This is a genomic window from Actinomadura montaniterrae (genome assembly GCF_008923365.1).
In the GTDB taxonomy this organism is placed as follows: Bacteria; Actinomycetota; Actinomycetes; order Streptosporangiales; family Streptosporangiaceae; genus Spirillospora; species Spirillospora montaniterrae.
On the sequence record NZ_WBMR01000064.1, the window covers coordinates 18,294 to 32,821 of the forward strand.

Sequence of the window (14,528 nt, forward strand, 5' to 3'; positions counted from 1 at the left end):
CAGGCGCTCACCTCAGATCGCCTTCCCGAAGGTGCGGTGCGGCGACTCCTTCACGACGGGCGCCGGGTCGCCGAACCACTCGGCCTCCCGGATCGCCTTCATCGCGGCCTTGCGCTGCTCGGGGTCCATCCGGTCGATGAAGATGATCCCGTCCAGGTGGTCGGTCTCGTGCTGCACGCAGCGGGCCAGCAGGTGCGTGCCCTCCAGCGTGATCGGCTCGCCGTGCATGTTGAAGCCCTTCGCCACGACGCCGACCGAGCGCGGCGTCGGGAACGCCAGGCCGGGCAGCGACAGGCAGCCCTCGTCGTCGGTCTCCTGCTCGTCCGACAGGTCGAGCGTCGGGTTCACCACGTGCCCGAGCCGGTCGTCGACGTAGTAGGTGAACACCCGCAGGCCCACGCCGAGCTGCGGCGCCGCCAGGCCCGCCCCCGGCGCGTCGATCATCGTGTCGGTGAGGTCCTTGACGAGCTGGCGCAGCTCCTTGTCGAAGTCCTTCACCGGCTCCGCGGGCGTGCGCAGCACAGGGTCGCCGAAGAGGCGGATGGGCTTGACGGCCAACGAGGACTCCGTTCCTGCGGGTGGGGCGCCGCGCGCCGCTCGAAGGGGGCGCGCCGGGCGGGACCGTGGATGTCGCGGCCTCCAGTCTACGGAGGGATCACGCGGACCTCACACGCCGCCGTTCCCGGCGGCGTGCGCGGAGCGGGCCTTGTAGGCGGCGGTACGGGCGGCCTTGGCGGTCGCCTTGTCGGGATGGTGGTCGCCGAGCGCCTCCAGGACGTCGGCGACGCCCGGGTGGTCGGTGCGCCACAGCTCGTCCACCATCTCCCGCATCTCCGCCCCGGGCGGCGCGTCGACCAGCGCGGCGGCGACGGCCTCCTCCGGCTCGGCGGTCTCCAGCATCCCGGCGACCGTGTCGACGAACACCCACAGGTACTCGGCGCGGGACAGCTCCCGGCCCGCCGGGTCGCCCGCCGCGTTCAGCCACAGCGCCGCGTACGGCGACACGAGCGGGTGCTCCTGCGCGGCCCGCACCACCGGCGCGGCCTCCGGGCCGACGCGGTGCAGGACGGCGGCGGCGAGGTTGCGGGCACCGGGCCCGCCGCCGCGCATCACGTCGAGCAGGTCGGCGGCGGCGTCCTTGACGTCGTGGGACGCGAGCCAGCCGTCGATCTCCTCGTCGGCGGTCTCCGGCCGGTGCCAGGCGAGCCCCGCGACCAGCTCGGCGGCCGGCGCGCCGGCCAGCTCCCCGACGACCGGCGCGGTGAACCCGTCCGACAGCAGCAGCTCCCGCACGCCCCACACGCCGAGCGGGGTCAGCGCGCGGCCCCCGTCGCCGGCGGGCTCGACGACGCCCCAGCGGGCCAGGTCGTCCAGCTCCAGGGTGAGCGCGTCGCGCACCGCCGTCGCCAGCGACCGCTCGTCGGAGATCTCGTAGGCCTCGGCGACGTGGCCGAGCAGCGCGTCGGCCAGTTCGCCGGGGGTGGCGGGCTCCTCCTGCTCGTACAGGTGGATCAGCACGCCGGTCAGCTCGTTCTGCACCAGCTCGATCGCGTCGAGGCCGTCGGACGGGTCGTGCTCGGGGACGGCGACGGAGTCCAGCAGCCGCAGCCAGACGCGCAGCGCGCGCTCGTCGTCGCCGGAGCCGAGGTCGGGCAGCGCCGGCCCGGGCGCGGCCTTGCCGCCCTCCGCGCGGATCACCTCCGCCTCGGTCGCGGCCCACCAGAGGCGGTCGAGCTCCGGCAGGTCGGTCTGGTCGCCGACCTCGACGCCGGGGAGGCGGCGCGGGGTGGCGAGGCCCAGCGCGGCGACGGCGGCCTCGGCGTCCGCCGCGGTCAGCTCGTCCAGCTCGGTGAGCACCCGCTCGCCCGTCCACTCGGCCAGCGCGCGGACCTCGGCGGTCAGGCCGGAGCGGCGCGCCGCGTCCGCGAGCTCGGCCGCCGGGGCCAGCCGGACCGGCGGGACGACGAGGTCCTCGGTGCGCCGCAGGTAGTCCTCGGCGCGGGCGTAGCGCTCCTCGTCGGGCAGCGCCTCGAACTCGCGCATCCACTCCTCGACGGCGTCCTGGTCGTCGAGGGGGATCCCGTCGGCCTCCATCAGCCCGGCGACGACCTCGGCGGCGACCTGCCGCTCGGCGCTGTCGGTCTCGGCGACCACCGCGGCGAACTCGGGCGCGAGCCGGTCGATCTCGGCGGCCAGCTCCGCGGCGCGCTCCGCGGTCACGGCGCCGGTGTCGCCGAGGAACGCCGCGACGGCGCGCAGCGTGTCCAGCACGGACGGGACCTCGTCGGCGCCCGCGACCACCGTCTCCGGGAACACCTCCAGCAGCAGCGCGCGGAGCGCGCCGGGGGTGAGGGCGTCCGGGCCCTCCAGCCCCATCTCCCGCGCGGCGAGGTCGAACAGCAGGTGAGCGCCCTGCCCGTCGACCTTCTCGCCGCGTTCGTCCGCCCAGCGCCGCAGGTCGCCCGCGGTCGTCTCCACCCAGTTGTCGGCCACCCGAGAACCCTATTGGCCCGCGCCTCCCGCGCGGGCCAACTCCGGCGCGGTCAGATGAGTTCCAGCGGGTCGATCTGGACGCGGACGGTCTCGGTCGCTTTGCGGGCGCTGCGGACGCCCTGAGCCTCCTTGAGCGCGCGCGCGAGCGCGGGCCCCGCCGCACGTGGCACCCGGACAAGAGCGCGCTCCTTCTCCGGCCCCTCCGCTCCCGGCTGCCGCGGGACGGGCACCGGCCCGAGCACCTCCGCCCCGTCCGGCAGCCGCGCGTCCGCCAGCAGCTCCCGGATCGCGGCCGGGGTCGCGGTCAGCGACGCCATCCGCGCCGCCGGCGGGAACCCCGCCTCCCGGCGCTCGGCCAGCTCCCGCTCGGCGTAGGTGACCGGATCCCACCGGACGAGCGCCTGGACCGCCGGCAGCGCCCCCTCCGCCGCCACCACCACCGGCGCCTCCGGCCGGACGAGCGCCGCCGCGTTCATCCAGCGCCGCAGCGTCTCCTCCCCCGCCCGCAGGTCGGGCCGCCCCAGCAGCACCCAGCCGTCCAGCAGCAGCCCGGCCGTGTAACCGCCGTCGGCGGGGGGTTCCGCGCCCGGCGTCGACACCACCAGCGCCCGCTCCGGGCCGACCCGCTCCAGGATCGCCTCCCGCCCGGACGTCCGCACCGGCACGCCTGGGAACGCCCGGCCCAGCTCCTCCGCCGTGCGCTTCGCGCCTACCACGATCGCGCGCACCTGGAAGAAGCCGCATTCGGGGCAATGCCAGTCGCCCGCTATGCGGCCGCACCACCGGCAGTAGGGCGCCGCATGCGACGACGGCAACGCCAACGGCCCCTGGCAGGCGACGCAGTGCGCCGGAGTACGGCATCGCCCGCACGCGATGCCCGGCACGTAACCGCGCCTGGGCACCTGCACGAGCACCGGCCCCTCCTCCAGCGCGCGCCTCGCCGCCTCGAACGCCAGATTCGGAAGCCGCGCCGTGCGCGCCGCCGCGTCCCGGGCGAGCTGCGCGTCCTCCCCCACGTACCGGACACGCGGCATCGCGCGCCGTACCCGCGCCCGGTCGGCGGCCAAGGCGTGTGCCCATCCCGTCTCGACCAGCACGGTCGCGTCCGTGGTCCGGGTGAACCCGCCGATCAGCGCCGCCGCCTTCGCCCGGTGCGCGCGCAGCGCCAGCACCTCGCGCGGATGCGGATAGGGGGCGTGCGGCTCGGCGTGCACGTCGTCGCCGTCGTCCCACAGCACGACGAGCCCCAGATCCGCGACGGGCGCGAACATCGCGGCCCGCGTCCCGACCACCGCCCGCGCCTTCCCCCGCAGCACCGCCAGCCACCGCCGGTACCGCTCCGCCGGGCCCAGCTCCGCCGTCAGCGCGACGTGCCGCCCCTCCCCCAGCTCCGCGGACAGCGCCGCGTCCACCCGCGCCACGTCACGGCCGTCCGCCACCACGACGAGCGCCCCGCGCCCGGCGCGCAGCGTCACCGCCACGGCCCGCGCGATGGCCGCCGCCCACTCCGGGCCCGGCAGCGCCGTCCACACCGCCCGCGGCGCCCTCCCCTCCGCCAGCGCGTTCAGGAACGACGCACCGGCCGGATACTCCAGCCACGGGTCGTCCCCCTCGTCGTGACCTTTCGCGGGTTCCTCGCCCGCGTCGTCCTTGACGGGCTCCGCCTCCACGCGGGCGTGCCGCGGCGGGACCGCCAGCCGCAGCACGTCCGCGAACGTCCCGGCATAACGGTCGGCGACCTCCCGCGCCAGCGAGGCGACCTCCGGCGTGAGGACGGCCTCCGAAGACGTCACGCGCTCCAGGTACAGGAGCTTCCCGCCATGCCCGCTCTCCTCGACGCGCTCCAGCAGGAACCCGTCGACGAGCTGCCCCGCGAACCGCACCCTCACCCGGCACCCCGGCACGGCCTTCCCGTCGAGCTCCACCGGGACCAGGTAGTCGAACGGACGGTCCAGATGCGGAAGGGACATGTCGACCGCGACACGGGCGACGGGCCGCTCCTCCGCCGGGCGCCGCGCCCCCTTCTTGGGGGCCTTGCCAGCGCTCTTCCCGGCGGGCCCCTTCGCCTGCCGCGCCTTGCCCGCGGGCACCCTGGGCACGTCGTCCAGGCCCGGGATCAGGTCCGCTCCCCCTCCGTCCTCCGTCACGCCCCCGTCCTACCAGATCAGCCCGACAGCCATCGGCGCGCGCTAAGGTGTGGTCCGTTTGAACGGGGCGCGCATCCGGCCGATCCGCGAACAAGTGAGATCGCCCGACGCCCTTCGCGCACCCGCCGTCCGACGAGCACGTGCAGGCGATGTGACCACAGCGCATACTCCAGAGCTGACCGACGCCCGGACCCGGGCCGGATCATCGGCCCGCCCGGGCCGCCCCGGCGCGGCCTGGTGGAAGCGGTGGACCAACCCCCGCAACCCCGTCGTGGCCGCCACGGTCGCCGCGGCCGTCATGCACCTGATCTGGGCCCTCTACCTGGCGACCGAGGGCGGCGACCTCGCCGCCCAGGCCGCCTGGACCGACTTCGCCTGGAAGCACCCCACCGCCGCCTACAGCTTCGCCTGGTACGGCGGCATGCACCCCGCCTCCTACAGCCTCCTGTCCCCGTACCTGATGGCGCTGTTCGGCATCCGGACCGTCGCCGTGATCGCCGGCACCGTCTCCGCGGGGCTCACCGCGCACCTCCTGAGGCGGTTCAAGGCGCGCATGGCGCTGCCCGCCGCGCTGTGGGCCGCGTTCGCGCTGTCGTGCAACACCGCCTCCGGACGCGTGACGTTCGGGCTCGGCCTCATGTTCGCGCTGATGGCGGTGATCGTCGCGTTCACCCCGCGCGGCACGCCCGCGCTCCGCTTCGCCGGGATGGTCGGCCTCGGCCTGCTCGCCACCGCGTCCAGCCCCGTCGCCGGCCTGTTCCTGCTCGTCCTCGCCGCCACCCTCTTCCTGACCGGACGGCGCCGCGCCGGGATCTCCGTCGCGATCGGCATGCCCGTCGTCGTCGGGACCACGAGCCTGCTGTTCCCCTTCAACGGCGTCCAGCCGATCTCCTTCACCGCGATCGTGCTGTGGGCCGTCATCAGCGTCGTCGCCGTCCTGGTCTTCGCCCCGCCCAGCTGGCGGTTCGTCCGCGTCGGCGCCGGCGTCTACCTGCTCGGCATCCTGCTCACCTGGGCGATCCCCTCGCCCGTCGGAAGCAACGTCGAACGCCTCTCCCTGGTCTTCGGCGCGATGTTCTGCCTGGCCGCCGTCGCGCGCGCACACGGCCGCGTCCGCATCGCCGTGCTCTCCCTGGCGTTCATCATCACCGGCTCATGGCAGGTCGTGAAACCCATCGAGGACCTCGTCCACACCACCCCCGCCGCGTCCGCCGCCGCCAACGCCCAGGGCCTCGTCGACGAACTCCACGCCCTCGGCGCCCAGCGGACCCGCATCGAGGTCGTCCCCCTCCGCTCCCACTGGGAGGCCGCCGGCCTCAGCCGCCACTTCATCCTCGCCCGCGGCTGGAACCGCCAGGTCGACGCCGAACGCCACGGCCTCTTCTACAAGGACGGCGCCCTCACCCCCGCCAGCTACCACGACTGGCTGCGGAAATGGGCCGTCCAGTACGTCGTGCTGCCCGAACAGGAAGCCGACTGGTCCGGCAAGAACGAGGCCGCCCTCGTCAAGGCCGGCCAGCCGTACCTGGCGGAGGTCTGGCACGACGAGCACTGGCGCCTCTACCGCGTCGCCTACCCCACACCGCTCGTCGACCCGCCCGCCACCGTCCAGACCCTCAACTCCGGCGAACTCGTCGTGGAGATGCCGTCGCCCGGCTCCGTCCTCGTCCGCGTCTCCTGGTCCCCCTGGCTCAGCGTCACCGGCGGCGACGCCTGCCTCGCCCGCGCCGGCGACTTCGTCCGCATGACCGCCAAAGACCCCGGCCACTACACCATCGCCGCCCACTACGGCCTCCACCGCGGCAACCACTGTGTTGGCTGAATCCCAGCCCAAAGGGCTCGCCTAGCGGCTGTGTTCACTCAATCCCGGCCCAAGGCACTCGCCTAGCGGCTCGCGCCTTGACCGTGCTTGGGCGAGCGCGGCCTCGCTTCGCGAGCTTCCCGGTGGGGGCTCGCCTTCGGCTTCGCCCCCACCGGTCAGATAACGCGCTCGCGTGACGGCTGAGGTCCTTGGGCGGTTCCGCCGGTCCGCTCGCTGATCGGCTTGCGGCTTCCCGCGCGCGCCGGGGCCGTCTGCGACGGCCCTGAGCGGCTCTCCAGCCTCCACACGGCCGTCCCGTGCAGGCAGAGGGGCTTGGGCGGGGCTGAGAGCGGTCAGGACGGCTCGGGCATGCGGAAGGGCCCTGGAGGTGCTCCAGGGCCCTTCCGGTGCGTCAGGGACGCTTACGGCTCGTCAGAGGCCGGCGGCGGAGGCCAGGTCCTTCGCGCGGTCCGTGGACTCCCAGGAGAAGTCCGGCACCTCGCGGCCGAAGTGGCCGTACGCGGCGGTCTGCGAGTAGATCGGGCGGAGCAGGTCCAGGTCGCGGACGATCGCGGCCGGACGCAGGTCGAAGACGTCCGCGACGGCCTTCTCGATCTTCTCCGGGGCGACCTTCTCGGTGCCGAACGTCTCGACGAACACGCCGACCGGGTGCGCCTTGCCGATCGCGTAGGCGACCTGGACCTCGGCGCGGTCCGCGAGCTGCGCGGCGACGATGTTCTTGGCGACCCAGCGCATCGCGTACGCGGCGGACCGGTCGACCTTGGACGGGTCCTTGCCGGAGAACGCGCCGCCGCCGTGCCGGGCCATGCCGCCGTAGGTGTCGACGATGATCTTGCGGCCGGTGAGGCCGGCGTCGCCCATCGGGCCGCCGATCTCGAAGCGGCCGGTCGGGTTGACCAGCAGCCGGTAGCCGTCGGTCTCCAGGTCGAACTGGGCGAGCACCGGGTCGACGACGTGCTCCTTGACGTCCGGGGCGAGCAGCTCCTTCAGGTCGATGTCGGGAGCGTGCTGGCTGGACACCACGACGGTGTCGAGGCGGACGCCGCGGTCGCCGTCGTACTCGATGGTGACCTGGGTCTTGCCGTCCGGGCGCAGGTAGGGGACGGTGCCCTCCTTGCGGACCGCGGACAGCCGCTGCGCGAGCCGGTGCGCCAGCGTGATCGGCAGCGGCATCAGCTCGGGGGTCTCGTTGGTGGCGTAGCCGAACATCAGGCCCTGGTCGCCGGCGCCCTGCCGGTCCAGGTCGTCGACGCCCTCGCCCTCGCGGGTCTCGTAGGCGTCGTCGACGCCCTGCGCGATGTCGGGGGACTGCGCGCCGATGGACACCGACACGCCGCAGGAGTGGCCGTCGAAGCCCTTCTTGGACGAGTCGTAGCCGATCTCGAGGATCTTCTCCCGGATGACGCCGGGGATGTCCACATAGGTCTCGGTGGTGACCTCACCGGCCACATGCACCTGACCGGTCGTGATCATCGTCTCGACGGCGACCCGGCTCTTCGGGTCGTCCTTGAGCATCGAGTCGAGGATCGCGTCGCTGATCTGGTCCGCGATCTTGTCGGGGTGTCCTTCGGTGACGGACTCCGAGGTGAACAGGCGGCGAGACACGTACGTGAGCTCCTTGCAGCGGCTGCTGACTGACGTCGCAGGACGGATATGTCTTCGAGTTCGGCGGGGACCTCCCCGCACGGGCATTCAAGGGTGGTAAGCCCGCAGTCTAGCGGGATCATCCCCGGACGCCGGTATGGCGTTGGTCGCGGTCGGGCAGCCTCCGGTCAATCCGCGGGCAGGGGGTCGAGGCGCGCGGCGACGAGGTCCCAGACGACGTCGGCCAGGGCCTCCTTGGCGCCGCGCTCGACCTCGGTGCTCGACCCGTCCGCGCCGAGGATCACCGCGGCGTTGTCGGGGCGGCCGAAGGTGAGGTCCTCCCCGACCTGGTTGACGACCAGCAGGTCGCTGCGCTTGCGGGCGAGCTTGGCGCGGCCGTTGGCGAGCACGTCGTCGGTCTCGGCCGCGAACCCGACGATCACCTGCCCGGCGCGGCGGCGCTCGCCGAGCTCGGCCAGGATGTCGGCGTTCTTGGCGAGCCGGATCGGCTCCGGTTCGCTGCCCTCCGCCTTCTTGATCTTCGAGCCGCGGTAGTCGACGGGGCGGAAGTCGGCGACGGCGGCGGCCATCACCACCGCGTCGGCGTCGCCGGCGGCCTCCAGCACGGCCTTCCGCATCTCCTCGGCGGACCCCACCGGCACGACGTGCGCGCCGGCCGGGTCGGGCAGCGCCACGTTGGCCGCGACGAGCGTCACGCGCGCGCCGCGGGCCGCCGCCGTGCGGGCCAGCGCGTACCCCTGCAGGCCCGACGAGCGGTTGCCGATGAACCGGACGGGGTCGAGGGGTTCGCGGGTGCCGCCGGCGGACACGACCACGTGCCGTCCGGCGAGGTCGCGCCCGGCGGACCCGCGGGCGAGGACGCGGCGCGCCACCTCGAACAGCTCGGCGGGGTCGGGCAGCCGGCCGGGGCCGGTGTCCTTGCCGGTCAGCCGGCCGGACGCGGGCTCCACCACGATCGCTCCGCGGGCGCGGAGCGTCGCGACGTTCGCGCGGGTCGCCGGGTGCTCCCACATCTCGGTGTGCATCGCGGGCGCGAACACGACCGGGCAGCGGGCGGTGAGCAGGGTGTTGGTGAGCAGGTCGTCGGCCAGGCCGTGCGCGGCCCGGGCGAGCAGGTCTGCGGTCGCGGGGGCGACGAACACCAGGTCGGCGTCCTGCCCGAGCCGGACGTGCGGGACCCGCGCGACCCCGTCCCACACCTCGGTGGAGACAGGGTTGCCCGACAGCGCCGCCCAGGTCGGCTCGCCGACGAAGCGCAGCGCGTCCCGCGTCGGGACGACGGTGACGTCGTGGCCCGACTCGGTGAGCCGCCGCAGCAGCTCGCACACCTTGTACGCGGCGATCCCGGCGCTCACACCGAGGACGACGCGCGGCTTACGGGAGGTCATGCGGACACTGTCCCATCAGGCCCGGGGCCCGGCCGCACCCGGGGGCCGCCCTCAGGGCGGCGCTCCGGGGCATCGCGAGGGCCGGCCGCGCCGGAGAGCGCGACGGCCGCCCCTGCCGGGCCGGCGGGCGCTCAGCCCTCGATCGGCTCGGCGTTGAGGAGGCCCTCGCGGGTCTCGCGCAGCGCGATCGACAGGGGCTTCTCCTGCACCTGCGTCTCGACGAGCGGGCCGACGTACTCCAGCAGGCCCTCGCCGAGCTGGGCGTAGTAGGCGTTGATCTGCCGGGCGCGCTTGGCCGCGATGCTCACGAGGCCGTACTTGGTCTCGACGACCTCGAGGAGCTCGTCGATCGACGGGTTGGTGATGCCTTCGCTGCTGGCTGCCACTCCGTGGCCTTCCACTAGTGATTCACTGCGGTGCCGGCCGCCGGACACGGCGGTCGCCGACACTAACGAACAGCCATCAAGGTTAGCAGCTCATGGCACACGCCCTGGACGGACGTGTTCACGAGGGTGACGTCGAACTCCTTTTCGGCGGCGAGCTCGACGCGGGCCGCGTCCAGGCGGCGCTCGATCACCTCGGGGGGCTCGGTGCCGCGGCCGGTGAGGCGGCGGACCAGCTCGTCCCAGCTGGGCGGCGCGAGGAACACCAGGCGCGCGCCGGGCATCGTCTCGCGGACCTGCCGGGCGCCCTGGAGGTCGATCTCGAGCAGGACCGGCTCGCCGCGGGCGAGGCGCTCCTGCACGGGCCGGCGCGGGGTGCCGTAGCGGTTGCCCGCGAACTCGGCCCATTCGAGCAGCTCCCCTTCGGCGACGAGCCGGTCGAAACCGGCGTCGTCGACGAAGAAGTACTGCACACCGTGGGTCTCACCCGGGCGGGGGGCCCGGGTGGTCACCGAGACCGACAGCCACACCCGGGGGTGTGAGCGCCGGATCTCGGCGACGACCGTGCTCTTGCCGACGCCCGACGGCCCGGACAGGACCGTCAGGCGGGACATGAGCGGGCCATGCGGTTGTTCGGAGCCCGCCGGCGCAGTGATGGGTGCGCCGGAGCCGGACGGGATGGTGCCGGATCCGGGGAGCCCGGACCCGGCCGCGGCGGCTCCTTCGTGCGAAGGGCCGCCGCGCCCGCCCGTGAGTCGCGCGTCAGCGGTTCGCACTTCCGCCGAACTCACGCTCCAGGGAGGCGCGCTGGTTGGCGCCGAGGCCCCGCACGCGGCGGGACTCGGCGATGCCCAGACGCTCCATGATCTGCTTCGCACGGACCTTGCCCACACCGGGCAGGGACTCCAGGAGGGCCGACACCTTCATCTTCCCGATGACGTCGTCGGACTGACCCTCCTTGAGAACCTCGGCGAGCGAGGTCCCCCCGTGCTTGAGCTTGTTCTTAACCTCGGCCCGCTCCTTGCGAGCCTTGGCAGCCTTCTCCAGGGCTGCGGCGCGCTGTTCGGGGGTTAGGGGCGGAAGAGCCACGCCGGGTCACCTCAGGTTTCCACTCGACGGAGTCGGACGGGTTGGGAAACTAGCGAGTTCACGCCCCATAAGGCAACGTGAAGTGCCGTTTAGCCCGCCACAAAATCACGAAAATCACTCCCTGGAGTGTCCTGAATACAGAGTGTACTCGACTCGGGCCCTCCGGCGGCCCATCCCCTTGCCTTGCTGGGACTTTCGCATGATCGTGAAAATCCGCCCATTCTGCCCCGATTTACGGCACTCGGCACCGCCCCGGCGCGGCGGTCCACTCCCTCCGGGGGCCTCCCCACCATGATCCCGCCACCGGCCGCCGGGCCGGATCCGGCCCCCCGCGACGGGCCCGTGTGAGGTCCCCCACAGCCGGTCCCGACCGAGTGACGCTCGTCACGCCGGGCCGTTCCGCACGTCGCGGGGGCACCGCAACTGCCATCCTCGACAACACACCCGCCAAGATCGTTCAGCAGACCGGAGCCGCCTCCGCCCGCACCCCCCAGCTCCCCTCCCGCGCACGCCCGCCTCCCCCCAGTGCGCCCGGACGCCCCCGTCCGGCACCGCGGGCGTCCCGGACCGCGAATCGGGCCGAACCGACTTCGCCGTCCCCCCGTATCGCTTTGCGGATCCCCGGCCCGGCATTCGCACGCGAAGTAAATCGACAATGCGCGCTCCCGCACGCCCAACAACACCCGCGCTAAATCCACCCCCAAAACCAAATCCATCCCCCGCGCCCCAATCCCCCCGCGCCCACTCCCCCGCGCGCGATCCCGCCCGAACACCGCCACGACGCGGGGCCCGCCGAGCGCCGCCGCGAAGAGTTGAGCTTGCGCGACCCCAGGACGTGAAACCCGGCTGAGCGCCGGCGCGGAAGGCCGGACCCCGGCCACCGCCACGGGCAGGCCCGCGGAGCGAGTGCAGCGAGCGCAGCGGGCATGCCCGCCGGCTGGCAGGCCGTTTCGCCGCGGAGCGCCAGCGGAGCGGGGAAACGGCCTGTCAGCCGTGACGGGGGGTTCCGGGGGGTCGCTCCCCCGGGAATTTTCTGAGCGCGGCGGCCATGGCCGCGGCGGCGGCGCCGGGGTCGGGGGCGGCGGTGATGGGGCGGCCGATGACGAGGAGGTCGGCGCCGGCGGCGAGCGCGGCCTCGGGGGTGGCGACGCGGGCCTGGTCCTGGGTGTCGGCGCCGGCGGGGCGGACGCCGGGGGTGATGAGGGTGATGCCGGGGCCGACCTCGGCGCGGACGGCGGCGGCCTCCTGCGGGGAGCAGACGAGGGCCTGGGCGCCCGCGCCGACGGCGAGGGCGGCGAGGCGGCGGACGGCGTCGGGGGCGGGCCCCTCGATGCCGACGGCGCGCAGGTCGGCGTCGTCCAGGGAGGTCAGCACGGTCACCGCGGCGATCGTGGTGGCGGGGGCCGCCTCGACCGCCTCGCGGATCATGGCGGGGCCGCCGGCGGCGTGCACGGTGAGGTAGGACGGCTTGAGCCGGGCGACGGCGCGGGCGGCGCCGCGCACGGTGGCGGGGATGTCGTGCAGCTTGAGGTCGAGGAAGACCTGGACGCGGCTCGCGCCGCGGACGCTGGCGACGACGTCGGGCCCGTACCGCAGGTACAGCTCGAGGCCCACCTTGACGGTGGAGACGTGCGGCGTGACCAGGGTGGCCCAGCGCGCGGCCGTGTCCAGGTCGGGCGCGTCCAGCGCGACGGCGATGGGGGCTGCGGTCACAGCTTCTCCTTCTCGGGCTCTTGGGGCCGCACCTGGGGCGGCACGTAGCCGGCGGGCTTGTGGGCGAGCCCGACGGCGTCGGCGAGGCGCCCGATGCGGCGGGCGGCGAGGGCCTCGTCCAGCTCGCGCAGGACGCGGGGGCCGGCCGCGGGGTCGTGGAACAGGGCGGTGCCGACGGCGACGGCGGACGCGCCGGCCAGGATGAACTCGAGGGCGTCGAGGCCGGTGGCGATGCCGCCGACGCCGATGATCGGGGTGCTGGGCAGCGCGGCGTGCACCTGGTAGACGCAGCGGACGGCGACGGGCCGGATCGCGGGCCCGGACAGGCCGCCGGACACGCCGGTGAGGGCGGGCCGGAGGGTGTGCGGGTCGATGGCCATGCCGTCCATGGTGTTGATCAGGGTGAGGCCGTCGGCGCCGGCGTCGACGCAGGCGAGCGCGATCCCGACGATGTCGGTGACGTCGGGGGCGAGCTTGGCGAAGATCGGGGTGCCGGGCCGGGCGGCGGCGCGGACGGCGCGGAGCACGGACGCGGCGGCGGACGGGTGCCAGCCGAACATGCGGCCGCGGTCCTCGACGTTGGGGCAGGCGACGTTGACCTCGATTGCGGCGACGCCGGGGACGTGGCGGAGCCGGCGGGCGAGGTCGCCGAACTCCTCGACGCTGTTGCCGGCGATGGACACGATGGTGCGGACGTCCTGCTCGATGAGCCAGGGAAGGTCGCGTTCCAGGAACGTCTCGATGCCGGGGCCGGGGAGGCCCATGGCGGTGAGGAGGCCGCTGGGGGTCTCGGTCACGCGCGGTGTGGGGCGTCCCGCGCGCGCTTGCGGCATCACCGAGGTGGTGACGAACGCGCCGAGGCGGGCGAGGTCGAAGAACTGGGCGAGTTCGCGTCCGGTGCCGCCGCATCCGGAGGCCGTCAGGACGGGGTTGGGAAGCTCCAGGGCGCCGAGGGCGGTCCGCACCCGGTCGCTCGCCCGGTCGCTCACTTGGAGCCTCCTTCCGTGACGCTGAGGACGCGCGGCGCGCCGAGCGCGTCGAACGGGATGGTGCCGAGGTCGCCCCAGCGGACGCGGTCGCCGCGCAGGACGGGCCCGTCGGCGCAGGCGCGGACCATGCGGGTGACGCCGTCCTCGCCGTGGACGGGCAGCATGCAGGTCATGCAGACGCCGATGCCGCAGGCGCCGGTGCGCTGCAGGAACTCCTCGACCGACACCTGGGACGGCAGCCCGAACTCGCCGGCGATCTGGGTGACCGAGCGCAGCAGCCCGGTCGGCCCGCAGGCGTAGACGACGTCGGCGCCGGTCTCCTGGACGACGCGGGGCAGCACGTCGCGCATGGTGCCCTTCTCGCCGAGCGAGCCGTCCTCGGTGACGACGGTGGCGGAGTCGCCGATGCGCTGCGCCATCCGGGACCCGAACACCTGCTTGGCGGACGGCCCGGCGAGCACGAAGTGGACCTGGCAGCCGCGCCGCACCAGCGTGTCGGCGAGCGCGAACACGGCGGCGCCGCCGGGGCCGCCGGCGGCCAGCAGGCAGCTGACGGGGTCGCGGGGCAGCCGGAAGGGGCGGCCGAGCGGGCCGAGCAGGTCGAGCTGGTCGCGGGCGCGGCGGCCGGCGAGCCAGCCGGTGCCGGGCTCGGTGTCGGCGAACACGACCTCGACGGTGCCGCCGTAGTCGGACTGGACCTGGTGGACGCCGAAGCAGCGGCGGACCAGCCGGGCGGTGTGCTCGCCGCCGACGGCGACGGCCACGAACTGGCCGGGCCGGAACCGCTCGGCGATGGCGGGCGCCACCAGCGTCATCGCGTGGTAGTCCTGCACCTGGCGGACCGTGAGGACCGTCGCCGACGTCTGCACCGGCGTGTCGGACACCCGTCTCCCTCTCCT

12 protein-coding genes are annotated in these 14,528 nt (G+C 74.4%); 1 reads left to right on the forward strand and 11 read right to left on the reverse strand.

Translation table 11 applies throughout. The annotated features are described in order from the left end of the window. Positions 1 to 12: 12 nt before the first annotated feature. The 3 genes from def to F9B16_RS22155 all read right to left on the reverse strand — a co-directional run bounded on the left by def (position 13) and on the right by F9B16_RS22155 (position 4,640). Positions 13 to 558, reverse strand: coding sequence for a peptide deformylase (def, locus tag F9B16_RS22145; RefSeq protein WP_151542021.1), 546 nt, complete (start codon positions 556 to 558; stop codon positions 13 to 15). Positions 559 to 666: 108 nt separating this feature from the next. Then, positions 667 to 2,493 (reverse strand): hypothetical protein, encoded by a 1,827-nt coding sequence (locus F9B16_RS22150; RefSeq protein ID WP_151542022.1) that lies wholly within the window; start codon positions 2,491 to 2,493, stop codon positions 667 to 669. Between the two features lie 50 nt (positions 2,494 to 2,543). Then, the gene (locus F9B16_RS22155; protein ID WP_151542023.1) at positions 2,544 to 4,640 is read right to left on the reverse strand and encodes a primosomal protein N'; all 2,097 of its coding nucleotides are present in this window, start codon (positions 4,638 to 4,640) and stop codon (positions 2,544 to 2,546) included. A gap of 151 nt (positions 4,641 to 4,791) precedes the next feature. Between F9B16_RS22155 and F9B16_RS22160 the strand changes: the two genes are divergently transcribed. After that, a complete protein-coding gene (locus F9B16_RS22160; protein WP_225991847.1) occupies positions 4,792 to 6,462 on the forward strand; it encodes an MFS transporter in 1,671 nt (556 codons plus the stop codon). Between the two features lie 411 nt (positions 6,463 to 6,873). Here F9B16_RS22160 and metK read toward each other — a convergent pair whose 3' ends face one another. The 8 genes from metK to F9B16_RS22200 all read right to left on the reverse strand — a co-directional run bounded on the left by metK (position 6,874) and on the right by F9B16_RS22200 (position 14,513). Continuing rightward, positions 6,874 to 8,067, reverse strand: a complete 1,194-nt coding sequence (gene metK, locus F9B16_RS22165; RefSeq protein WP_151542024.1) for a methionine adenosyltransferase — start codon at positions 8,065 to 8,067, stop codon at positions 6,874 to 6,876. A gap of 167 nt (positions 8,068 to 8,234) precedes the next feature. Further along, positions 8,235 to 9,455 carry a bifunctional phosphopantothenoylcysteine decarboxylase/phosphopantothenate--cysteine ligase CoaBC gene (coaBC, locus tag F9B16_RS22170; protein WP_151542025.1) on the reverse strand — a complete coding sequence of 407 codons (1,221 nt, stop codon included), beginning with the start codon at positions 9,453 to 9,455 and terminating at the stop codon, positions 8,235 to 8,237. A 131-nt stretch (positions 9,456 to 9,586) separates the two neighbouring features. Then, on the reverse strand, positions 9,587 to 9,841 hold the full coding sequence (gene rpoZ, locus F9B16_RS22175) for a DNA-directed RNA polymerase subunit omega (RefSeq protein WP_151542026.1): 255 nt from the start codon (positions 9,839 to 9,841) through the stop codon (positions 9,587 to 9,589). 62 nt (positions 9,842 to 9,903) lie between these two features. Then, positions 9,904 to 10,452, reverse strand: a complete 549-nt coding sequence (gene gmk / locus F9B16_RS22180) for a guanylate kinase (RefSeq protein WP_151542027.1) — start codon at positions 10,450 to 10,452, stop codon at positions 9,904 to 9,906. Between the two features lie 148 nt (positions 10,453 to 10,600). Next, positions 10,601 to 10,927: an integration host factor, actinobacterial type gene (gene mihF, locus F9B16_RS22185; RefSeq protein ID WP_021597647.1), complete on the reverse strand. Its 327-nt coding sequence runs from the start codon at positions 10,925 to 10,927 to the stop codon at positions 10,601 to 10,603. Positions 10,928 to 11,914: 987 nt separating this feature from the next. Continuing rightward, positions 11,915 to 12,640, reverse strand: a complete 726-nt coding sequence (gene pyrF / locus F9B16_RS22190; protein WP_151542028.1) for an orotidine-5'-phosphate decarboxylase — start codon at positions 12,638 to 12,640, stop codon at positions 11,915 to 11,917. After that, positions 12,637 to 13,629: a dihydroorotate dehydrogenase gene (locus tag F9B16_RS22195; RefSeq protein WP_151542029.1), complete on the reverse strand. Its 993-nt coding sequence runs from the start codon at positions 13,627 to 13,629 to the stop codon at positions 12,637 to 12,639. Before F9B16_RS22195 ends, pyrF begins: the two co-directional genes overlap by 4 nt. Then, positions 13,626 to 14,513 carry an iron-sulfur cluster-binding protein gene (locus F9B16_RS22200; RefSeq protein ID WP_151542030.1) on the reverse strand — a complete coding sequence of 296 codons (888 nt, stop codon included), beginning with the start codon at positions 14,511 to 14,513 and terminating at the stop codon, positions 13,626 to 13,628. The genes F9B16_RS22195 and F9B16_RS22200 overlap by 4 nt, the downstream gene beginning before the upstream one ends. Between the last annotated feature and the right edge of the window lie 15 nt (positions 14,514 to 14,528).